Genomic DNA, 17,864 nt, shown 5'->3' with positions numbered 1-17,864 from the left:
GGAGGCGCCTGTCAGCGTTTTGGGTCCTATTTGATAAAATCCGGCCCCGATCCCACAATCTTGTCGTCGATTTCGCCGATCGCCTTTTTGTCCTTCCCCTCATAATCGAGCGCCAGAAGGATGTGGCGGATGAGGTTCACCCGTGCGCGGCGCTTGTCATTGGCGCGCACCACCGTCCAGGGGGCGTCGTCGGTGTGGGTATTTGCCAGCATTTCGTCGCGTTTTTGCGTGTAGTCGTCCCATTTCGTCAGCGCCGCTATATCCATATCCGAAAGCTTCCAGCATTTCAGCGGGCTGTGGCGGCGGTCATGAAAACGCTCGATCTGCGTTTCGCGGCCGATATCGAGCCAGAATTTGAACAGATGAACATCGTCGTGGACCAGCATTTTTTCCAGGCGCGGCGTTTCCTTGAGGAAGCGTTTGTGTTCCTCCGGCGTGCAGAACCCCATGACCGGCTCGACCCCGGCGCGGTTATACCAGGAGCGGTCAAAGAGAACGAATTCGCCGGCGGTCGGAAAATGCGAGATATAGCGCTGGAAATACCATTGGCCGCGTTCGGTTTCCGTCGGCTTGGTCAGCGCCACCACGCGCGCATAGCGGGGATTGAGATAGGCCCTCGCCGCGAAGATCGCGCCGCCCTTTCCCGCCGCATCACGGCCCTCGAAAACCGCCATCACCCTTTTGCCGGTGGTCTGCAGCCAGAACTGCACCTTGACAAGCTCCACCTGCAGCGCCTCGAGAGTGGTGTCGTAGTCCTCCCTCTTCATCTTCTTGTCGTAGGGAAAGTTGCCGGCGGAAAGTTTCTTTTCCTCAACCCAGTCAGGAAGAACCGGATCGTCGATGTCGAAGCTGCGCAGTTTGCCGTCTACGGTGATATCGACCGTCCGCTTCTTCGTTTCTTCGCCCATGGTTTCCTCCGGCCGTTGTTGTGTAAAGGCAACTCAACGCCAATGAGTTCACATCCGTTGCCAGAATTCAAGTGAAACAGAACCGCTTGACCGGCCCGCGGCGGCGAGGGCAATTGCGGGGTCGATTTTGCGCATATACGTTGTGGAAAATGCGCGGTGATGAATCTCTGTCATGAAGCTGGCCTATGAGATTTCGATGCGCTGTCAGATGAAAGTGGAAAGAGCAGGCTTAAATGGCAGTCATGGAAGGCGATGGTGGATTAAGGCGTTTGGGAAAGAAGCTCGGCCGGAACTGGTTGCCCCTTCTCATCGTCAGTATGCTCGCCATCGTGGCCGTTGCCGAGCTTAACACGCCCTATATGCCCGCCGCCCTGTGGCTTTGCGCCGTCATTGCCATCCTCACCGGCCGGGAGGGCCCGGTGCCAGATTCCGCAAAGGACGGAAGTCCGGCTGCCGAGACGGATGAACAAGAAGTGCCCGGCGAAAACGTCATTTCCGGCGTAAGGGCGGGGCTCGCGGTTCTGGACACGCCCGTTTTCATGCTCGACAGGAACGCCAGCGTGCTGTTCCAGAACGGCGCGGCCGAGCGCGCCTTCGGCCAGTTGCCTGCCGGCGCGCATATTTCCGCCCGGTTGCGCTCTCCCGGCCTTTTGGATGTGATTCGCGAAACCATCACCACCGGCCAGCCCAATCAGGTCGAACATTCGGAGCGCTTCCCTTCCGAACGGGTCTTCATCGTCCGTATTGCCCGTGCGGATGTGGGAGAGGGGGCGGGTCCGCCATTCTACATCCTGTCGTTCCGCGACGTCTCAGAGCTCAGACGCATCGACCGCATGCGCAGCGACTTTGTCGCCAATGCAAGCCATGAGCTGCGAACGCCACTCGCCTCGCTCCGTGGCTTCATTGAAACCATGCAGGGGCCGGCGCGCAACGACCCCAAGGCGCAGGAACGTTTCCTCGCCATCATGCTGGATCAGGCAACCCGCATGAGCCGGCTGGTGGACGATCTCATGTCCCTTTCGCGGCTGGAACTGCGTGCAAATATCGCGCCGGACCAGAGGGTCGATCTCGTTCCCGTCATCGGCCATGTGCGCGATACGCTGCTGCCGCTTGCCGACGAGCTTGAGGTGACCATCACGCTGCACCTACCGGACCGGCCGGCGGAAGTGCAGGGAGATCGCGACGAACTGGTGCAGGTGTTCCAGAATCTCGTTGAAAATGCTTGCAAATACGGCCAGGAAGGCAAGGTCGTGGATGTCTGGTTGCGGGCCGAACCCGGCAAACCTGTGGAGGTGAGCGTCATCGACAAGGGGCCGGGCATTCCCGCCGAACACGTGCCCCGCCTGACAGAGCGTTTTTACCGTGTCAGCGTCGCCGACAGCCGGTCGAAAAAGGGCACGGGTCTCGGCCTTGCCATCGTCAAGCACATCCTCACCCGCCATCGCGCCCGCCTCATCATTAAATCGGAATTGGGCAGCGGCACGGACTTCACGGTCAGATTTTGACATAAAATATGCACCTGTTTTTGATGTGGTAAATATTTATAAATAAAATCAATAGTTTAAATTGTCACAAATCTTTCGTCAAAGTGACATAAAAGGAAGTGGCTACGGTGGTTAAGAAAAGGTCGCCGAGCGCAAGCTAAGAGCGAGTGTCGCTATCGGCTGCGTCCACAACAAAGCCCACGACGGGAGAGACAAATGAACATCGTTAAATTTTCCGCAGCAGCTCTGGTGGCTTCTGTCGCCTTCGCTGGCGCCGCTGCTGCTCGCGACCAGATCCAGGTTGCCGGTTCCTCCACGGTTCTGCCCTACGCCAAGATTGTTGCCGAGACCTTTGCCGAAACCTTCCCGAACTTCAAGGCTCCGGTTGTTGAGTCCGGCGGCACGGGCGGCGGTCTGAAGGCGTTCTGCTCCGGCGTCGGCGAAGGCACCATCGACATTGCAAACGCTTCGCGCGCGATCAAGAGCGACGAACTGGCCGCCTGTAAGGCTGCTGGTGTTACCGACGTTCAGGAAGTGAAGATCGGTTACGACGGTATCGTCTTTGCGATGGACTCTTCCAACAAGGACATCAAGCTGGAGCCGAAGGATCTTTACCTTGCTCTCGCCGCTGAAGTCGTCAAGGACGGCAAGCTCGTTGCCAACCCCTACAAGAAGTGGTCGGAAATCAACAAGGAACTGCCTGACGTCGCTATCGCCGCTTACATCCCGGGCTCCAAGCACGGCACGCGCGAAGTCTTCGAAGAGAAGATCATGGCTGACGGCTGCAAGGAAGCCGGCGCCATCGACGTCATCAAGACGCTCATCACCGACGCCAAGCAGGCCGCTGCAAAGTGCGTTGCAGTTCGCAAGGACGGCGCAGCTGTCGATATCGACGGCGACTACACCGAAACGCTCGCTCGTATCGACGCCAACAAGACCGGCCTCGGCGTTTTCGGCCTCGCTTTCTATGAAAACAATGCTGACCGTCTGAAGGTTGCGACCGTTTCGGGCGTCGTTCCGTCCACCGAAACCGTTGCCAGCGGCAAGTACCCGGTTTCGCGCCCGCTGTTCTTCTACGTGAAGAAGGCTCACCTGGGCGTTATCCCGGGTCTTAAGGAATATGTCGAGTTCTTCACGTCCGACGAGATGATCGGCCCGGATTCCCCGCTCGCCAACTACGGCCTGGTTGCTGCCCCCGACGCAGAGCGTGAAGAAATCCGCTCGAAGTTCTCGGCCGGCTCCACGATGTAATGAAGAAGGAGGGGCGCGGCTTTGCTGTGCCCCTCATTCAGCCTCGCTGGGGCCGTCGTCCGCGGTTGACAGTTCCCATTCATCGCCATCCACATGATTGTCGATGGATTTCAGATGGATAGGATGTATCAACCTTGACGCTTGCCAGACGATGATACAGTCAGGCGGCAGGCATCACGGCATGGTCCAGCGGTCTCGTTTTGATGACTTTTTGATTTGCCCGATATCGCACCGTGCCCTTGAGGCACGCCGAGGGAACTCTAATGAACACATCGATCCTTTTGCTGCTACTGGCGCTCATCGGCATCGCCAGCTATCTGCTCGGCAGCCGGCGCGCCGTCGCCCTGTCTGGCGGTCGCCCGTCCAACATGCATTCCCGTGCCGGTTATCACGGCTCTTACGCGGTCGTCTGGGCGGTGCTGCCCGCGGCGTTCATTCTCTGCGCCTGGCTCATTGTCAGCCCGTTGCTCGTCACTTCGGCGGTGCGCGGCGATTTTCCCGAGGATGTGCGCGCGCAGTCCGAAGCGCAGCAGAGCCTGACCTACGGCATGGTGACCTCCATCGCCCGTGGCCTGCAGCGACTGACGCCGGAGGAAACCGCGCAGGTCGAGGCGGATACGGCTGCGGTCCGGCCGCTTCTGGCTTCCAAGGGTGTTGCAATCGCCGGTGATCCCGAGCGTTTCATGATCGATGCCGCCCACACGCTCAACAGCATGACCGCCACCAGCCGCATCGCGATGATCGCCATCGTCCTGCTGGCCGCATTCGGTGGCGCCGCCTATGCGCTGCGTTCGATCGCGCCGCGTTTCCGGGCGCGCAACAAGGTCGAGAAAGTCATTCTCGCGGCCCTGCTCGTCGCTTCGTCCATCGCCATTCTCACGACCATCGGCATCGTCTTTTCGATGCTGACCGAGGCGATCCAGTTCTTTACCATGGTGCCGGCGCACCAGTTCTTTTTTGGAACGGTCTGGGATCCGCGTTTTGCTGCGGCGGGTGCCACAGACTCCGCCGGCCAGTTCGGCCTAATCCCGCTGCTCGCCGGCACGCTTTATATCGGTTTCGTCGCCATGCTGGTTGCGGTTCCGGTCGGTCTCTTCTCGGCGATCTACATGGCGGAATATGCCTCGCCGCGTTTCCGCTCCATGGCAAAGCCGCTGCTTGAAGTGCTCGCCGGCATTCCCACCATCGTCTACGGTTTCTTCGCGCTGACGACGGTCGGTCCTTTCCTCAGAGACATCTCCACGCAGATCAATGGTCTGGCGACGGGCGACTACGCCAATTTCATCCAGGCGCAGAGCGTCATCACCGCCGGCTTCGTCATGGGTATCATGCTGATCCCGTATGTGTCGTCGCTGTCGGACGATATCATCACCGCCGTGCCGCGCTCGCTGCGTGACGGTTCGCTCGGTCTTGGCGCCACGCGTTCCGAAACGATCAAGAGGGTCATTATTCCGGCCGCTCTTCCCGGCATCGTCGGCGCCGTGCTGATGACGGCTTCGCGCGCCATCGGCGAAACCATGATCGTGGTTCTGGCCGCCGGCGTGGCGGCCCGTCTTCAGCTCAACCCCTTCGAGCCGATGACCACCGTCACCGTCAAGATTGTCAGCCAGCTCACCGGCGACCTCGAATTCACCTCGCCGCAGACGCTGGTCGCCTTCGCGCTCGGCATCACGCTTTTCGCCATCACGCTTTGCCTGAATATCTACGCGCTTTACATCGTGCGCAAATACCGGGAGCAATATGAATGACCGACATCGTTTCTCCCGCAGCCGGCGCGAGCGCCGTCAACAGGGCCACGCGCCGTGATATCGGCATCAAGCGCCGTTATGCCGCCGAACGCCGCTTCCGCGCCTACGGCATCGCGGCGATCTCCTTCGGCCTCATCTTCCTCTTCCTGCTGCTCTGGTCGGTTTTCTCCAAGGGTTACACCGCTTTCCAGCAGACGATGATCACCGTTCCGGTTGAGTTTTCCGAACAGATCATCGATCCGAAGAATGAACGCGCCACAAACCCGACAAAGCTGATGACGGCCAATTATCCCGTCGTCGCCCGCGATGCGGTCGCCAAGGTTCTTGGTGTTGCACCGACGGACCGCGCCGGCCTACGCGCCGTCAGCCTGCTGATTTCCGACAGCGTGCGCACGCAGCTTCGCGACATCGTCGTTGCCGATCCCGCCGTTATCGGCACCACGCGCACCGTCACGCTTCTCGCTTCGGGGGATGTCGACAGCGCCTTCAAGGGCCAGGTCGATCTGACGGCGGATGAAGCCAATCGCCGCATCTCTAACCAGCAGCTCGGCTGGATGAACCAGCTCGCCGAAAGCGGCCAGCTCGGCAAACATTTCAATACCGGCATCTTCTTCAACGGCGCGTCGAGCCGTCCGGAAGCGGCGGGTGTGGGTGTGGCGCTGATCGGCTCCTTCTACATGATGCTGATCGTGCTGGTGCTGTCATTGCCGATCGGCGTCGCGGCCTCCATCTATCTCGAGGAATTCGCCCCGAAGAACCGTCTGACGGATCTTATCGAGGTGAATATCAACAATCTCGCGGCCGTTCCTTCGATTGTTTACGGTCTGCTCGGCCTCTCGGTCTTCATCAACTTCATGGGCTTTCCGCGCTCGGCCTCGCTGGTCGGCGGCCTCGTCCTGACGCTGATGACCCTGCCGACGATCATCATCGCGACGCGCGCTGCCCTGAAGGCCGTGCCGCCGTCTATCCGCGCCGCCGCCCTCGGCCTCGGCGCTTCCAAGATGCAGACGATCTTCCACCATGTGCTGCCGCTCGCCATGCCCGGCATCCTCACCGGCACCATCATCGGTCTCGCCCACGCGCTGGGGGAAACGGCGCCGCTGCTCCTGATCGGCATGGTGGCATTCGTCGCGAATTACCCGACAACGCCGATGGATCCGTCCACGGCCCTGCCGGTGCAGATTTACATGTGGGCGAACGAAGCCGAGCGTGCCTTTGTCGAAAGGACATCCGGCGCTATCATCATCCTGCTTTTGTTCCTCATTGTCATGAATGTTGGCGCAATCCTGTTGCGTCGCCGCTTCGAACGGCGCTGGTAGAGGGAGATTGAGCAATGAACATGTTGTCGGAAGCAGCAGTTGAAAAGGCGCTGGACAAGAAAATGAATGAAGTCTCATACAAGATGATCGGCAAGGACGTTTCGGTTTATTACGGCGAAAAGCGTGCGCTCTACGACGTGAACCTGAATGTTCGCGAAAATACGGTGACGGCGCTGATCGGCCCGTCTGGCTGCGGTAAATCCACCTTCCTGCGCACCCTGAACCGCATGAACGACACGATCGACGGTTGCCGGGTGACCGGAAAAATCACGCTCGACACCGACGATATCTACGATCAGGCAATCGATGTCGTGGAATTGCGCGCCCGCGTCGGCATGGTGTTCCAGAAGCCGAACCCTTTCCCGAAGTCGATCTACGAAAACATTTCCTACGGTCCGCGCATCCATGGTCTCGCCCGCAACAAGGCGGATATGGACCAGATCGTCGAGCAGAGCCTGCAGAAGGCCGGCCTCTGGAACGAAGTGAAGGATCGCCTGCAGGAATCCGGCACGGGTCTTTCCGGCGGTCAGCAACAGCGCCTGTGCATCGCCCGCGCGGTTGCCGTCAGCCCGGAAGTGATCCTGATGGACGAACCCTGCTCGGCGCTCGACCCTATCGCGACCGCAAAGGTCGAGGAACTGATCCACGAGCTGCGCACCAATTACACCATCGTCATCGTCACGCACTCCATGCAGCAGGCGGCGCGTGTTTCCCAGCGCACGGCCATGTTCCACCTTGGTCACCTTGTCGAGGAAAACGAAACCGACAAGATGTTCACCAATCCGGACGACCAGCGCACGCAGGATTACATCATGGGCCGCTTCGGCTGATCCCGGCCGGCGCTTTATCGAAACCGAACAAGACTGGTGCCTCTGCCGTGCCCGCTTCCGGGCACGCGCATGCAGGCCAAGCCGGAGGACTAGACCATGACGCAGACAACGACCCATTCGCATATTCTGTCGGCATATGACGACGAACTGAAATTCCTGACGCGCCGTATCGCCGAAATGGGCGGTCTGGCGGAACAGATGTGCGCCGATGCCGTGCGTGCGCTCGTCAACTCCGACGCCGCACTCGCCCAGAAGGTCATTTCCGACGACGCGATCCTCGATCATTCCGAGCGTGAGATCGGCGACAAGGCCATCGTCACCATCGCCAGGCGCCAGCCGATGGCGGCAGACCTTCGCGAGATCATCGGCACGCTACGTATTGCAGCGGACCTCGAACGTGTTGGCGACCTCGGTAAGAATACTGCCAAGCGTGTCATCGCGGTTGCCGGCACCGGCGTGCCGCGCAAGCTCGCCCGTGGCATCGAACACCTCTCGGAACTGGCGCTGGTACAGCTCAAGGAAGTCCTCGACGTCTATTCGACACGTTCGGCGGAGAAGGCAAATGCCATCCGCGAGCGCGACGAAGAAATCGACGCCATGTACACGTCGCTCTTCCGTGAGCTTTTGACCTACATGATGGAAGATCCGCGCAACATCACTACCTGCACGCATCTTCTGTTCTGCGCCAAGAACATCGAGCGTATCGGCGACCACGCCACCAATATCGCCGAGACGATCTATTACATGACCACCGGCAGCCAGCCGGAAGGCGAGCGTCCTAAGGATGACAGTTCCAACACGCTCGGTTCGGTGACCGAGTAACAGACAGGCAGCGGCTTGCGGAGTTAGTATATGGTGCCCAAGATTGCAGTTGTGGAAGATGAGGAAGCGCTGAGCGTGCTGCTTCGTTACAATCTCGAGGCTGAGGGATATGACGTCGACACGATACCCCGTGGAGACGAGGCCGAAATTCGGCTGCAGGAACGTATTCCAGACCTTCTTATCCTGGATTGGATGCTTCCCGGCGTTTCCGGTATCGAACTGTGCCGTCGGCTCAGAATGCGGCCGGAAACCGAACGCCTGCCCATCATCATGCTGACGGCGCGCGGTGAGGAAAGCGAAAGGGTTCGCGGCCTCGCCACCGGCGCCGACGATTATGTCGTCAAGCCGTTCTCGACACCGGAACTCATGGCCCGGGTCAAGGCCATGCTGCGCCGGGCTCGCCCCGAGGTTCTGTCTTCGGTGCTGAAATGCGGCGATATCGAACTGGATCGCGAGACCCATCGCGTTCACCGCAAGAGCCGCGAAGTGCGCCTCGGCCCAACGGAGTTCCGCCTGCTGGAATTCCTGATGACTTCTCCCGGCCGGGTGTTTTCCCGCTCACAATTGCTGGATGGCGTCTGGGGTCACGATATCTATGTGGACGAACGCACCGTCGACGTGCATGTCGGACGTCTGCGCAAGGCGCTCAATTTTTCGCATATGCAAGATGTCATCCGCACCGTGCGCGGCGCCGGATATTCAATGGAAGCCTGAGGAAACCGAAACCGATGGTTTCACTCGGGAAAAATTCCCAAAATTCAGAAGGCCCGCAGCCGGGATGGTGGCGGGCCTTCTGAATTCGAACCTTGCCCAACGCGTGTCCTTGTTGTTTTTGAAGGCAACAGACGGTCTGCTAAGAGTCGGATTGCGCGGTGAAACCAGACAGGAGGGATGGCGCGGCACGTCGCCGACGAACTCAAAGTATTTGCCGCAAGGGCGCGTCGCGATTTTACATCCGCAGAAGGCGGAAGAAGAGGAATTGGGAGCGCCTCTCAAACAGCGTGCGCCCATTCCGGGACCGCCTTGAGTTTTGCCATAAAAAAACGGGCCCGAAGGCCCGTAGTTTTTGAGTGTCGAATGCGTGCCGCAACACTCAAGCTTTGCGACGTTCGCTTACCGGCTGGTAGGCGAGTTTCGCATGGAACTTGCAATAGGGTGAAGATTCCAGCGCTTCACAACCGCAGAAATGGAAATCGTCTTTCAAGGGATCGCCGACCGGCCATTTGCAGGTGCGCTCCGTCAGTTCCGTCAACGTCAGGCGACGGGAAATCGGGGTGACGACGTTTCTGGAAGGAACGTAATCGAGGACTTCCGCGGTCTCGATGCCGATCTCTTCCTGAAGAGCCGTTGCTGCGTTGGAACGGGTCAGAACCCGAGCAGGCGCTGTGCCGACACGGCCCGCGAAATTCGTCGCGCGCGGGGCAGGAGCGGCGGCGCGCTTGGGCGCGGAACGCGCCGAAGTGACCGGGCCGCCGGCCTTGACGCGACCCGGCAGGTTGAGGCGGTGGACCTTGCCGATGACGGCATTACGGCTGACACCGCCCAGCTGCGCTGCTATCTGGCTGGCGCTAAGTCCCTCGGACCACAATTTCTTGAGTTTTTCGACCCGTTCGTCTGTCCAGTTCATGCCGCTTCTCCGCTCGTCGCGTATAATGTCGGCAGAATCCATCTCCGCCTCGCGGGCGTGCCGCGAGCGTGGTTTCTGCCTGATTTTCGGTGACTAGTTCCGCCGCAATGCAGTCTAGTAATTAGCGATTAACCTAGTGCCACGCAGACTCCGTGGCAAGAGTCGTGGGAATCATCTCGAATCGATTTTCCGGTTTTCCCCAACTTGCTGGCGAGTTGAGTCTGAAAGGCAACACCTTGGGCCTCATCCGCCGCCACCTACTAGGGCTTGAGAAGCCCGAGAAACGCGGACTTTTGTTGACATCGGCAGGCGAAGTGACAATAGTGCCCCTGCCGCCGCGAGGCGGCATTTTTGATTTTCAGGCGAGGGATAACCCCGAAAGCCTATTGACAACTGTCTGACAGCGCAACCGCGCAAGGAGTGATACAGCCATGGCCGAAGCCGCCGCGCCATTGTTCGATACGTTTGCAAGAGCCCCCCTGCGCTTCGAGCGAGGCGAGGGCGTCTGGCTGTTCACGGAAAGCGGCGAACGATATCTGGATTTTGCGGCCGGCGTTGCGGTCAATTCACTGGGTCACGCCCACCCGCACCTCGTGGAGGCGATCAAGACCCAGGCCGAGAAGGTCTGGCACGTCTCTAATCTTTATGAAGTGCCGGGCCAGGAAAAGCTTGCAAAGCGCCTGACGGAAGCGACATTCGCAGACAAGGTCTTCTTCACCAATTCCGGCGCGGAAGCGCTGGAATGCGCGATCAAGACGGCGCGCCGTTATCATTATTCCAAGGGGCATCCGGAAAAATTCCGCATCATCACCTTCGAAGGCGCCTTCCACGGCCGCACGCTCGCAACGATCGCCGCCGGCGGCCAGCAGAAATATCTCGAAGGTTTCGGTCCCAAGGTCGAGGGTTTCGACCAGGTGCCCTTCGGTGACGTTGATGCGCTGAAAGCCGCTATCACGGACGAGACGGCCGCGCTGCTGATCGAACCCATTCAGGGCGAGGGGGGTATTCGCGCACCAGCCAAGGAATTCCTGCAGCTGCTGCGGTCGCTCTGCGATGAGCATGGCATGCTGCTGATTTTCGACGAGGTCCAGACTGGTGTCGGCCGCACGGGCAAGCTCTTTGCCTATGAGCAGACAGGTGTTGCGCCGGATATTATGGCGGTTGCCAAGGGTATCGGCGGCGGCTTCCCGCTCGGCGCCTGCCTTGCGACGGCGGATGCCGCTTCCGGCATGACGGCAGGCGTGCATGGCACCACCTATGGCGGCAACCCGCTGGCCATGGCTGTTGGTAACGCCGTACTTGATGTCGTCCTCTCCGAGGGCTTCCTGGAAAAGGTTCGTGATGTCGCGCTGGTTTTCCGTCAGGGCCTTGCTTCGCTGAAAGATCGTTATCCCGATGTCATCGAGGAGATTCGCGGCGAAGGCCTGCTTCTCGGCATCAAGGCGAAGGTTCCCTCGGGTGAGCTGTTGCAGGCCATGCGCGCCGAGCATCTGCTGGGTGTGCCGGCGGGCGACAACGTCATCCGTCTTTTGCCGCCGCTCGTCACCACGGCGGAAGAGGCCCGCGAGGGCTTGGCGCGCGTGGAAGCGGCCGCCGCTTCACTGACAGTGAAACAGGCAAAGATCGCCTGAGGAAACAATAAATAGCGGGCCTCTTCCCCGAGGCTCGCGAGCATGGGACAGTTTGAAATGGCTTCACCTAAACATTTTCTCGACCTGTCGGCCGTCAGCTCGCAGGATCTGCGGGCAATTCTTGACGATGCCCGCGCACGCAAGGCCGCCACCAAGGCCGGAACGGCGGAAAAGCCGCTAGCTGGCAAGATGCTGGCAATGATCTTCGAAAAGCCGTCCACCCGCACGCGCGTCTCCTTCGATGTCGGTATGCGCCAGCTCGGCGGCGAGACGCTTTTCCTCTCTGGTACGGAAATGCAGCTCGGTCGCGCCGAAACGATCGGTGACACGGCCAAGGTGCTGTCGCGCTACGTCGACGCCATCATGATCCGCACGACGGATCATTCGCGCCTGCTGGAGCTTGCCGAACATGCGACGGTGCCGGTCATCAACGCCCTGACGGATGACACGCACCCCTGTCAGATCATGGCGGATATCATGACCTTCGAAGAACATCGCGGCCCAGTCAAAGGCAAGACCATTGCCTGGACAGGTGACGGCAACAACGTCCTGCATTCCTTTGTGGAAGGCTCGGCCCGTTTCGGTTACCGCATGACGATGGCCGTACCGATGGGCTCCGAACCGCATGACAAGTTCCTGAACTGGGCGCGCAATAATGGCGGCGAGATCATGCTGTGCCACGACGCCGACAAGGCCGTTGCGGGTGCGGACTGTGTCGTCACCGATACCTGGGTGTCCATGAACCAGGAACACAAGGCGCGCGGCCACAACATTTTCCAGCCCTATCAAGTCAATGAAGCTCTGATGGCCAAGGCGGAAAAAGATGCGCTGTTCATGCATTGCCTGCCGGCCCATCGCGGAGAGGAAGTAACGGATGCCGTGATCGACGGTCCGCAATCCGTCGTCTTCGACGAGGCGGAAAACCGCCTCCACGCGCAGAAGTCCATCATCGCATGGTGCATGGGCGTCATTTGATGAGCAGTCGCCCGGTCTGACACGCGTCACGCCGGGTGCTTGAACTTGACCGTATAGATTACCATCTGTGGGACTTCGAAGAGGCTCGTCGGTTTTGCTGGCGGGCCATCATCACGATTTGCACGTTTTTCCCCGGAAGCGGTTTCTCTTCCCGGGTCTCTGTGCGACAAGCGAAAAAAGCACATTTCGAAAGCCGGACTTTTGGACGGTAGCGGCGCCACGGCTGCGCCAAGGAGTATGACATGGCAGATGTAACGGTTGAACTGGAAGATCTCGATTTTGCTGGCGACGATAAGGTAGTGCCCTTTCAGGTCGAAGGTCTGGATGTGCGCGGTCGCGCCGTGCAGGTGGGTCCGCTGTTGAACGCCATTCTCGAGCGGCATGACTATCCCCCGACGGTCGCCCGCCTGCTGGCGGAAGCGACCGTTCTGACGGCGCTGATCGGCACCTCGCTCAAATTTTCCGGCAAGCTCACGCTTCAGACCAAGGGCGATGGTCCGGTTGATCTTCTGGTCGCGGATTTCACCGCGCCGGAAAGCATGCGCGCTTATGCCCGTTTCGATGAGGAACGGCTGGCGGCGGCGGTTGCGGAAGGTGCAACCTCGCCGGAGCAATTGCTCGGCAACGGCATTCTGGCCTTCACGATCGATCAGGGTGCGGGCATGCAGCCCTATCAGGGCATTGTGCCGCTCGATGGCTCCTCGCTGGAAGACATTGCCGGCGTCTATTTCCGCCAGTCGGAACAGCTTCCCACCCGCGTGCGGCTGGGCGTTGCCGAGTTTTTCGACCGTGATGGCGAAGGCAAGCCGCGTCATGGCTGGCGTGCGGGCGGCGTTATCGCGCAGTTCCTGCCGCAGGCGCCCGAACGGCTGCGTATGCGTGACCTGCATGGCGGTGACGGCGATGAAAGCGGTCACGAGGTGCAGGAGGACGATGCCTGGACGGAAGCCGTCACGCTGTTGAACACGGTGGATACCGACGAACTGACCGATCCGCAGGTGCCGGTGGAACGCCTGCTTTACAGGCTTTTCCATGAGAGCGGCGTGCGCATCTATGATCCGCAGGCGGTTTTCGACCGTTGCAGCTGCTCGCGGGACAAGATCAAGGGTGTGCTGTCAGGCTTCACCGCCGAGGAGATCAAGGCAAGCGAGGAAGACGGCGCTATCGCCGTGACCTGCGAGTTCTGCTCCACCACCTATCGCTACGATGTCAGCGAATTTGAAAATGCCTGAATAGAAAGCCGCGCCCTATAAAGAGTGCGGCTTTTTCATTTGCCGGGCGCGTGGTCAGTTCAGAACCCGCATCAGACCCGGTGAATCCAGCGAAAAGGCGGGTATGGTGACGTTGAACACCTCGCCATTTTCCGTTTCCATTTCATAATGGCCGAACATGAGGCCGGAAGGTGTATCCAGCGGGCAGCCGGAGGAATATTCGTAGCTGTCGCCCGGTTTCAGATGCGGCTTCTCACCCACGACGCCCGGTCCATAGACCTCATCCACCTGACCGTTCTGATCGGTGATGTGCCAGTAGCGATTGACGAGGGTGACCGGAATATCGGAATTGTTCGCGATCACGACTTTGTAGCCCCAGACGTAACGATCGTCATCCGGGTCGGATTGTTCCTCGAGATAATACGGATCGACCGTTACCTCGATATCCCTTGTCAGAGCACGATACATACGCGCCACACCTCGATATTATGCCTGCCGCCGTATCCTACACTATAGGCTCTGGCTATCGTCAAGAAAATGAATGACTTGACGGGCAGGAGGCGTCTCCTGATGCGCTTTTTTCCACCGTTAGGGATAACGGTAAAGGTAAATATTGGTTGCCTGATGCGGTCTTTCGGGCTGGACAGGCGAACCATGGCCCGACACGCGGTCAGGCCATGGCGACTTGCCGATTGAATTCTCAGGCCGAAACGGCCGCAAGACCCTTTGCCAGATCCTCCAGCAGATCGTCGGTATCCTCGATGCCGCAGGAAAGGCGCAGGGTGCCGCCGGAAATGCCGAGCTCGGCGCGCGCCTCGTCAGTGAGGTTCTTGTGCGTCGTCGTGCCGGGGTGGGTGATGAGGCTCTTGGCGTCGCCGAGATTGTTTGAAATCTTCACGATCTCAAGCGCGTTCTGCAGCTTGAAGGCCGCTTCCTTGCCGCCCTTCAGTTCGAAAGCCACAAGCGTCGAACCGCCCGACATCTGCCGGGCAATAATGTCCGCCTGCGGGTGATCGGCGCGGCCGGGATAGATGACCTTGGCGACCTTGTCGTTCTCCGCGAGAAAATCGGCGATTTTGCCAGCATTGGCCGTCTGCTGTTTGACGCGCAGCGGCAGCGTCTCGATACCTTTCAGAAGCGTCCAGGCATTGAAAGGCGACATGGCCGGGCCGGTATGGCGGAAATAATCCTGCAGTTCTTCCTCGATCCATTTCTTGTCGGAAAGGATCACGCCGCCAAGGCAGCGACCCTGACCGTCAATATGCTTGGTTGCCGAATACACGACGATATGCGCGCCGAGTTCGAGCGGCTTCTGGAAAAGCGGCGTCGCAAAGACGTTGTCGACCACCACTTTCGCGCCGATCTGGTTGGCGAGTTTCGCCACACCGGCAATATCAACCACTTCGAGCGTCGGGTTGGTTGGGCTTTCGAGGAAGAACAGCTTGGTGTTCGGCTGGATCGCCTTTTCCCAGTTGCCGAGATCGCGTCCGTCGATCAGTGTGCATTCGATGCCGTATTTCGGCGCAAGCGTCTCGACCACCCAGCGGCAGGAGCCGAAGAGGGCGCGTGCGGCAACGATGTGATCGCCGGCGCGTAGCTGGCACATGATGGCGGCGGTGACGGCGGCCATGCCCGAGGCAAGCGCGCGGGCGTCTTCAGCGCCTTCCAGCAGGCACATGCGCTTTTCGAACATGTCATTGGTGGGGCTCGCATAGCGGGCGTAAATGAAACCGTCTGTTTCGCCCTTGAAGCGCGCTTCGGCGGCCTCGGAGTTTTCGTAGACGAAACCCTGGGTCAGATAGATTGCTTCCGACGTTTCACCATACGGTGAGCGTAGCGTACCGCCGTGAACCAGCTGGGTTGCCGGGCGCCATTTATTGCTCATGTGATCCCCTTCAAAACAAAAAAACCGGCCGCACAAGCAGACCGGTTCCTAGCACCCGGTCTTTTTAGCCACTTGTTTAACGTGGCTGCAAGCCGACCGGCCAAATCACCACGGGATAAGCTTGCCATACTGCTGTTATCGGCTTGCGTCAATGCTTTCCTTTTGGTTTTGTCGCCGTAAAAAGGAATGACAACCATGACCAGAACCACGGGCATTTTGGCGGATGGCGCAATCCGGGCGCTGTTTGCGGGCGGCAAGCTGAAGAGCGAGGCCGATCTCGATGCTGATCAGGTCCAGCCCGCCAGCCTCGATCTCAGGCTCGGCTCGAAGGCCTATCGCGTGCGCGCCAGCTTCATGCCCGGTCCGGGAACCCAGGTGATCGACAAGCTCAATCGTCTGAGCCTGCACGAGATCGATCTCACCCAGGGCGCGGTGCTGGAAACCGGCTGCGTTTATATCGTCCCCTTGATGGAAAGCCTCGCGCTGCCGGCGGACATGTCGGCGTCGGCCAATCCGAAAAGCTCGACCGGCCGCCTCGATATCTTCACCCGCGTCATGACTGACGGCGCGCAGGAATTCGACAAGATACCGGCGGGTTATGCCGGCCCGCTCTATCTGGAAATCAGCCCGCGCACCTTCCCGATCGTCGTGCGACGCGGCTCGCGCCTGTCACAGATCCGCTTCCGCATCGGCCATTCGCTGCTCAACGAAAGTGAACTGCTGAAGCTGCACGAGACGGAAATGCTGGTCGCCAGCGACACGCCCAATGTGACCGGCGGCGGCATCGCGCTTTCGATCGACCTCAAGGGTTTCGGCGAAAACGGACTGATCGGTTATCGCGGCAAACATCACACGGCGGTGGTGGATGTCGACAAGAAGGCCCAGCATGACGTTCTCGATTTCTGGGAGCCGCTCTACGCGCGCGGCCGCGCCGAACTGATCCTCGACCCGGATGAATTCTATATCCTCGTCTCGCGCGAAGCTGTCCACGTTCCGCCGCTCTATGCGGCTGAAATGACGCCCTTCGACCCGCTGGTAGGCGAATTCCGTGTGCACTACGCCGGCTTCTTCGATCCGGGCTTCGGCCATGCGCAGGCGGGCGGCACCGGCAGCCGCGCCGTGCTCGAAGTGCGCAGCCACGAAGTGCCCTTCATCCTCGAACACGGGCAGATCGTCGGTCGGCTTGTTTACGAGCATATGCTGGAAAAACCGGAAGGCCTCTACGGAGCCGGCCTCGGCTCCAACTATCAGGCCCAAGGACTGAAGCTCTCCAAGCATTTCCGCGCCGAATAACGAACCCGGCGGGTGCTTGACACCCGCTGCGAACTATCCGATGTCTTATGCGCGGTGCGGGTGTAGCTCAATGGTAGAGCAGCAGCTTCCCAAGCTAAAGAAGCGGGTTCGATCCCCGTCACCCGCTCCATCAACGTTTTCAAGCAGTTAGTAGGCGTTTGTCGAGCGGATTTTACTCCGGTTTTACAGCCAGTTTTACACCACCGTTGATTTGATCGATGATGGCACGCGTCGCTGCGGTCCTGTCAACGTACCTGCGGATGATGTTTTCGACCTCGTTCTCAGACCATCCCATGATCTCAGCAATGACGCGGTTCGGCAGTCCAAGCGTGTAGAACTTGGTGGCTGCTGTTCCTCGTAGGTCGTGAAAATGTAGGTTTCGGTCGCTCAATCCGGCTAGCTTTTTGGCTGTATGGAATGACGATGCAAGGCCGTCCTTTGTCCACACTGCACCTCGGCTGTTCGTTAGGATAGTTTTGTTGCGATGGGGTATGCGGTCAAGTAATTCACGCAAGCCATCATACAGCGGTATAAACGCCTCGCGCTTGCCGTTGCTCTTGCCTGTAGCAATAACGATTGCATCCGTGCCGACATGCGACCAGCACACCTTGACCAGATCGCCTACACGCAGGCCGGTATGAATGGCTAGGTCGATAGCAAAGGCCATGTCTGTGGAGCAGGCAAGTTTGCCTTTATCGTCTCGTGCTTCCCTGAAAGTCTTTAAATCGGCCTCAGTCCAGATAATGGCGCTGCGGTTGTTCTTGTACAGGCTCTTGATGCCCTTGAACCGCACCGGATTTACCGGAGACCCCAACTCGTGAGAAGTAGGGTCTATGACAAGCAAGACGACGAACAAATTCTCCCCTGAAGTCCGCGCCCG

The 17,864-nt window shown here is 59.4% G+C and carries 16 protein-coding genes, 1 tRNA gene and 1 riboswitch; of the genes, 12 read left to right on the top strand and 5 right to left on the bottom strand.

Annotation, left to right across the window (positions count from 1 at the left end):
* Nucleotides 1-26 precede the first annotated feature (26 nt).
* Nucleotides 27-908 (bottom strand): polyphosphate kinase 2, encoded by an 882-nt coding sequence (ppk2, locus tag ACQZ48_RS22835; protein ID WP_173988031.1) that lies wholly within the window; start codon nt 906-908, stop codon nt 27-29.
* A 233-nt stretch (nt 909-1,141) separates the two neighbouring features.
* Here ppk2 and phoR point away from each other — a divergent pair, with 233 nt between their 5' ends.
* The 7 genes from phoR to phoB all read left to right on the top strand — a co-directional run bounded on the left by phoR (nt 1,142) and on the right by phoB (nt 9,076).
* Nucleotides 1,142-2,413, top strand: a complete 1,272-nt coding sequence (phoR, locus tag ACQZ48_RS22830) for a phosphate regulon sensor histidine kinase PhoR (protein ID WP_077985363.1) — start codon at nt 1,142-1,144, stop codon at nt 2,411-2,413.
* A gap of 195 nt (nt 2,414-2,608) precedes the next feature.
* Nucleotides 2,609-3,643, top strand: a complete 1,035-nt coding sequence (locus tag ACQZ48_RS22825; RefSeq protein WP_448729513.1) for a substrate-binding domain-containing protein — start codon at nt 2,609-2,611, stop codon at nt 3,641-3,643.
* 263 nt (nt 3,644-3,906) lie between these two features.
* Nucleotides 3,907-5,391: a phosphate ABC transporter permease subunit PstC gene (pstC, locus tag ACQZ48_RS22820; RefSeq protein ID WP_077985365.1), complete on the top strand. Its 1,485-nt coding sequence runs from the start codon at nt 3,907-3,909 to the stop codon at nt 5,389-5,391.
* Nucleotides 5,388-6,710 carry a phosphate ABC transporter permease PstA gene (gene pstA, locus ACQZ48_RS22815; protein WP_077985366.1) on the top strand — a complete coding sequence of 441 codons (1,323 nt, stop codon included), beginning with the start codon at nt 5,388-5,390 and terminating at the stop codon, nt 6,708-6,710. Before pstC ends, pstA begins: the two co-directional genes overlap by 4 nt.
* A gap of 14 nt (nt 6,711-6,724) precedes the next feature.
* The gene (gene pstB / locus ACQZ48_RS22810; protein ID WP_077985367.1) at nt 6,725-7,540 is read left to right on the top strand and encodes a phosphate ABC transporter ATP-binding protein PstB; all 816 of its coding nucleotides are present in this window, start codon (nt 6,725-6,727) and stop codon (nt 7,538-7,540) included.
* A gap of 96 nt (nt 7,541-7,636) precedes the next feature.
* Entirely contained in the window at nt 7,637-8,362 is a 726-nt protein-coding gene (gene phoU, locus ACQZ48_RS22805) for a phosphate signaling complex protein PhoU (RefSeq protein WP_077985368.1), read from the top strand.
* A gap of 30 nt (nt 8,363-8,392) precedes the next feature.
* Nucleotides 8,393-9,076 (top strand): phosphate regulon transcriptional regulator PhoB, encoded by a 684-nt coding sequence (gene phoB / locus ACQZ48_RS22800; RefSeq protein ID WP_003493692.1) that lies wholly within the window; start codon nt 8,393-8,395, stop codon nt 9,074-9,076.
* A 379-nt stretch (nt 9,077-9,455) separates the two neighbouring features.
* Here phoB and ACQZ48_RS22795 read toward each other — a convergent pair whose 3' ends face one another.
* Nucleotides 9,456-9,989, bottom strand: coding sequence for a GcrA family cell cycle regulator (locus ACQZ48_RS22795; protein ID WP_077985369.1), 534 nt, complete (start codon nt 9,987-9,989; stop codon nt 9,456-9,458).
* A gap of 431 nt (nt 9,990-10,420) precedes the next feature.
* Here ACQZ48_RS22795 and ACQZ48_RS22790 point away from each other — a divergent pair, with 431 nt between their 5' ends.
* The 3 genes from ACQZ48_RS22790 to ACQZ48_RS22780 all read left to right on the top strand — a co-directional run bounded on the left by ACQZ48_RS22790 (nt 10,421) and on the right by ACQZ48_RS22780 (nt 13,827).
* On the top strand, nt 10,421-11,620 hold the full coding sequence (locus ACQZ48_RS22790; protein WP_191217390.1) for an aspartate aminotransferase family protein: 1,200 nt from the start codon (nt 10,421-10,423) through the stop codon (nt 11,618-11,620).
* Nucleotides 11,621-11,677: 57 nt separating this feature from the next.
* Complete coding sequence (gene argF, locus ACQZ48_RS22785; RefSeq protein ID WP_003519982.1) at nt 11,678-12,595, top strand: ornithine carbamoyltransferase; 918 nt, start codon at nt 11,678-11,680, stop codon at nt 12,593-12,595.
* 242 nt (nt 12,596-12,837) lie between these two features.
* Entirely contained in the window at nt 12,838-13,827 is a 990-nt protein-coding gene (locus ACQZ48_RS22780) for an Hsp33 family molecular chaperone (RefSeq protein WP_191217391.1), read from the top strand.
* 54 nt (nt 13,828-13,881) lie between these two features.
* On the opposite strand, the gene apaG is transcribed toward ACQZ48_RS22780, so the two are convergent.
* Both apaG and ACQZ48_RS22770 read right to left on the bottom strand, forming a co-directional pair.
* A complete protein-coding gene (apaG, locus tag ACQZ48_RS22775; RefSeq protein WP_003503545.1) occupies nt 13,882-14,274 on the bottom strand; it encodes a Co2+/Mg2+ efflux protein ApaG in 393 nt (130 codons plus the stop codon).
* A gap of 232 nt (nt 14,275-14,506) precedes the next feature.
* Entirely contained in the window at nt 14,507-15,691 is a 1,185-nt protein-coding gene (locus ACQZ48_RS22770; protein ID WP_077985373.1) for an O-succinylhomoserine sulfhydrylase, read from the bottom strand.
* Nucleotides 15,692-15,734: 43 nt separating this feature from the next.
* Nucleotides 15,735-15,813: riboswitch (SAM riboswitch) on the bottom strand.
* Nucleotides 15,814-15,886: 73 nt separating this feature from the next.
* On the opposite strand from ACQZ48_RS22770, the gene ACQZ48_RS22765 reads away from it, so the two are divergent.
* Entirely contained in the window at nt 15,887-16,984 is a 1,098-nt protein-coding gene (locus tag ACQZ48_RS22765) for a 2'-deoxycytidine 5'-triphosphate deaminase (RefSeq protein ID WP_191217392.1), read from the top strand.
* 56 nt (nt 16,985-17,040) lie between these two features.
* Nucleotides 17,041-17,114, top strand: a tRNA-Gly gene (locus ACQZ48_RS22760).
* Between the two features lie 42 nt (nt 17,115-17,156).
* Here ACQZ48_RS22760 and ACQZ48_RS22755 read toward each other — a convergent pair.
* On the bottom strand, nt 17,157-17,864 hold a 708-nt coding region (locus ACQZ48_RS22755; protein WP_448729512.1), incomplete at its 5' end, for a tyrosine-type recombinase/integrase.

The organism is Agrobacterium sp. 22-209-1, assembly GCF_053522485.1.
This window is presented reverse-complemented; position numbering and strand designations above follow the sequence as displayed.

What these genes read in the sequence shown, in the direction of transcription:
- ppk2 (WP_173988031.1), bottom strand. Translation starts at nt 908, where the DNA reads ATGGGCGAAGAAACGAAGAAGCGGACGGTCGATATCACCGTAGACGGC.
- phoR (WP_077985363.1), top strand. Translation starts at nt 1,142, where the DNA reads ATGGCAGTCATGGAAGGCGATGGTGGATTAAGGCGTTTGGGAAAGAAG.
- ACQZ48_RS22825 (WP_448729513.1), top strand. Translation starts at nt 2,609, where the DNA reads ATGAACATCGTTAAATTTTCCGCAGCAGCTCTGGTGGCTTCTGTCGCC.
- pstC (WP_077985365.1), top strand. Translation starts at nt 3,907, where the DNA reads ATGAACACATCGATCCTTTTGCTGCTACTGGCGCTCATCGGCATCGCC.
- pstA (WP_077985366.1), top strand. Translation starts at nt 5,388, where the DNA reads ATGACCGACATCGTTTCTCCCGCAGCCGGCGCGAGCGCCGTCAACAGG.
- pstB (WP_077985367.1), top strand. Translation starts at nt 6,725, where the DNA reads ATGAACATGTTGTCGGAAGCAGCAGTTGAAAAGGCGCTGGACAAGAAA.
- phoU (WP_077985368.1), top strand. Translation starts at nt 7,637, where the DNA reads ATGACGCAGACAACGACCCATTCGCATATTCTGTCGGCATATGACGAC.
- phoB (WP_003493692.1), top strand. Translation starts at nt 8,393, where the DNA reads ATGGTGCCCAAGATTGCAGTTGTGGAAGATGAGGAAGCGCTGAGCGTG.
- ACQZ48_RS22795 (WP_077985369.1), bottom strand. Translation starts at nt 9,989, where the DNA reads ATGAACTGGACAGACGAACGGGTCGAAAAACTCAAGAAATTGTGGTCC.
- ACQZ48_RS22790 (WP_191217390.1), top strand. Translation starts at nt 10,421, where the DNA reads ATGGCCGAAGCCGCCGCGCCATTGTTCGATACGTTTGCAAGAGCCCCC.
- argF (WP_003519982.1), top strand. Translation starts at nt 11,678, where the DNA reads ATGGCTTCACCTAAACATTTTCTCGACCTGTCGGCCGTCAGCTCGCAG.
- ACQZ48_RS22780 (WP_191217391.1), top strand. Translation starts at nt 12,838, where the DNA reads ATGGCAGATGTAACGGTTGAACTGGAAGATCTCGATTTTGCTGGCGAC.
- apaG (WP_003503545.1), bottom strand. Translation starts at nt 14,274, where the DNA reads ATGTATCGTGCTCTGACAAGGGATATCGAGGTAACGGTCGATCCGTAT.
- ACQZ48_RS22770 (WP_077985373.1), bottom strand. Translation starts at nt 15,691, where the DNA reads ATGAGCAATAAATGGCGCCCGGCAACCCAGCTGGTTCACGGCGGTACG.
- ACQZ48_RS22765 (WP_191217392.1), top strand. Translation starts at nt 15,887, where the DNA reads ATGACCAGAACCACGGGCATTTTGGCGGATGGCGCAATCCGGGCGCTG.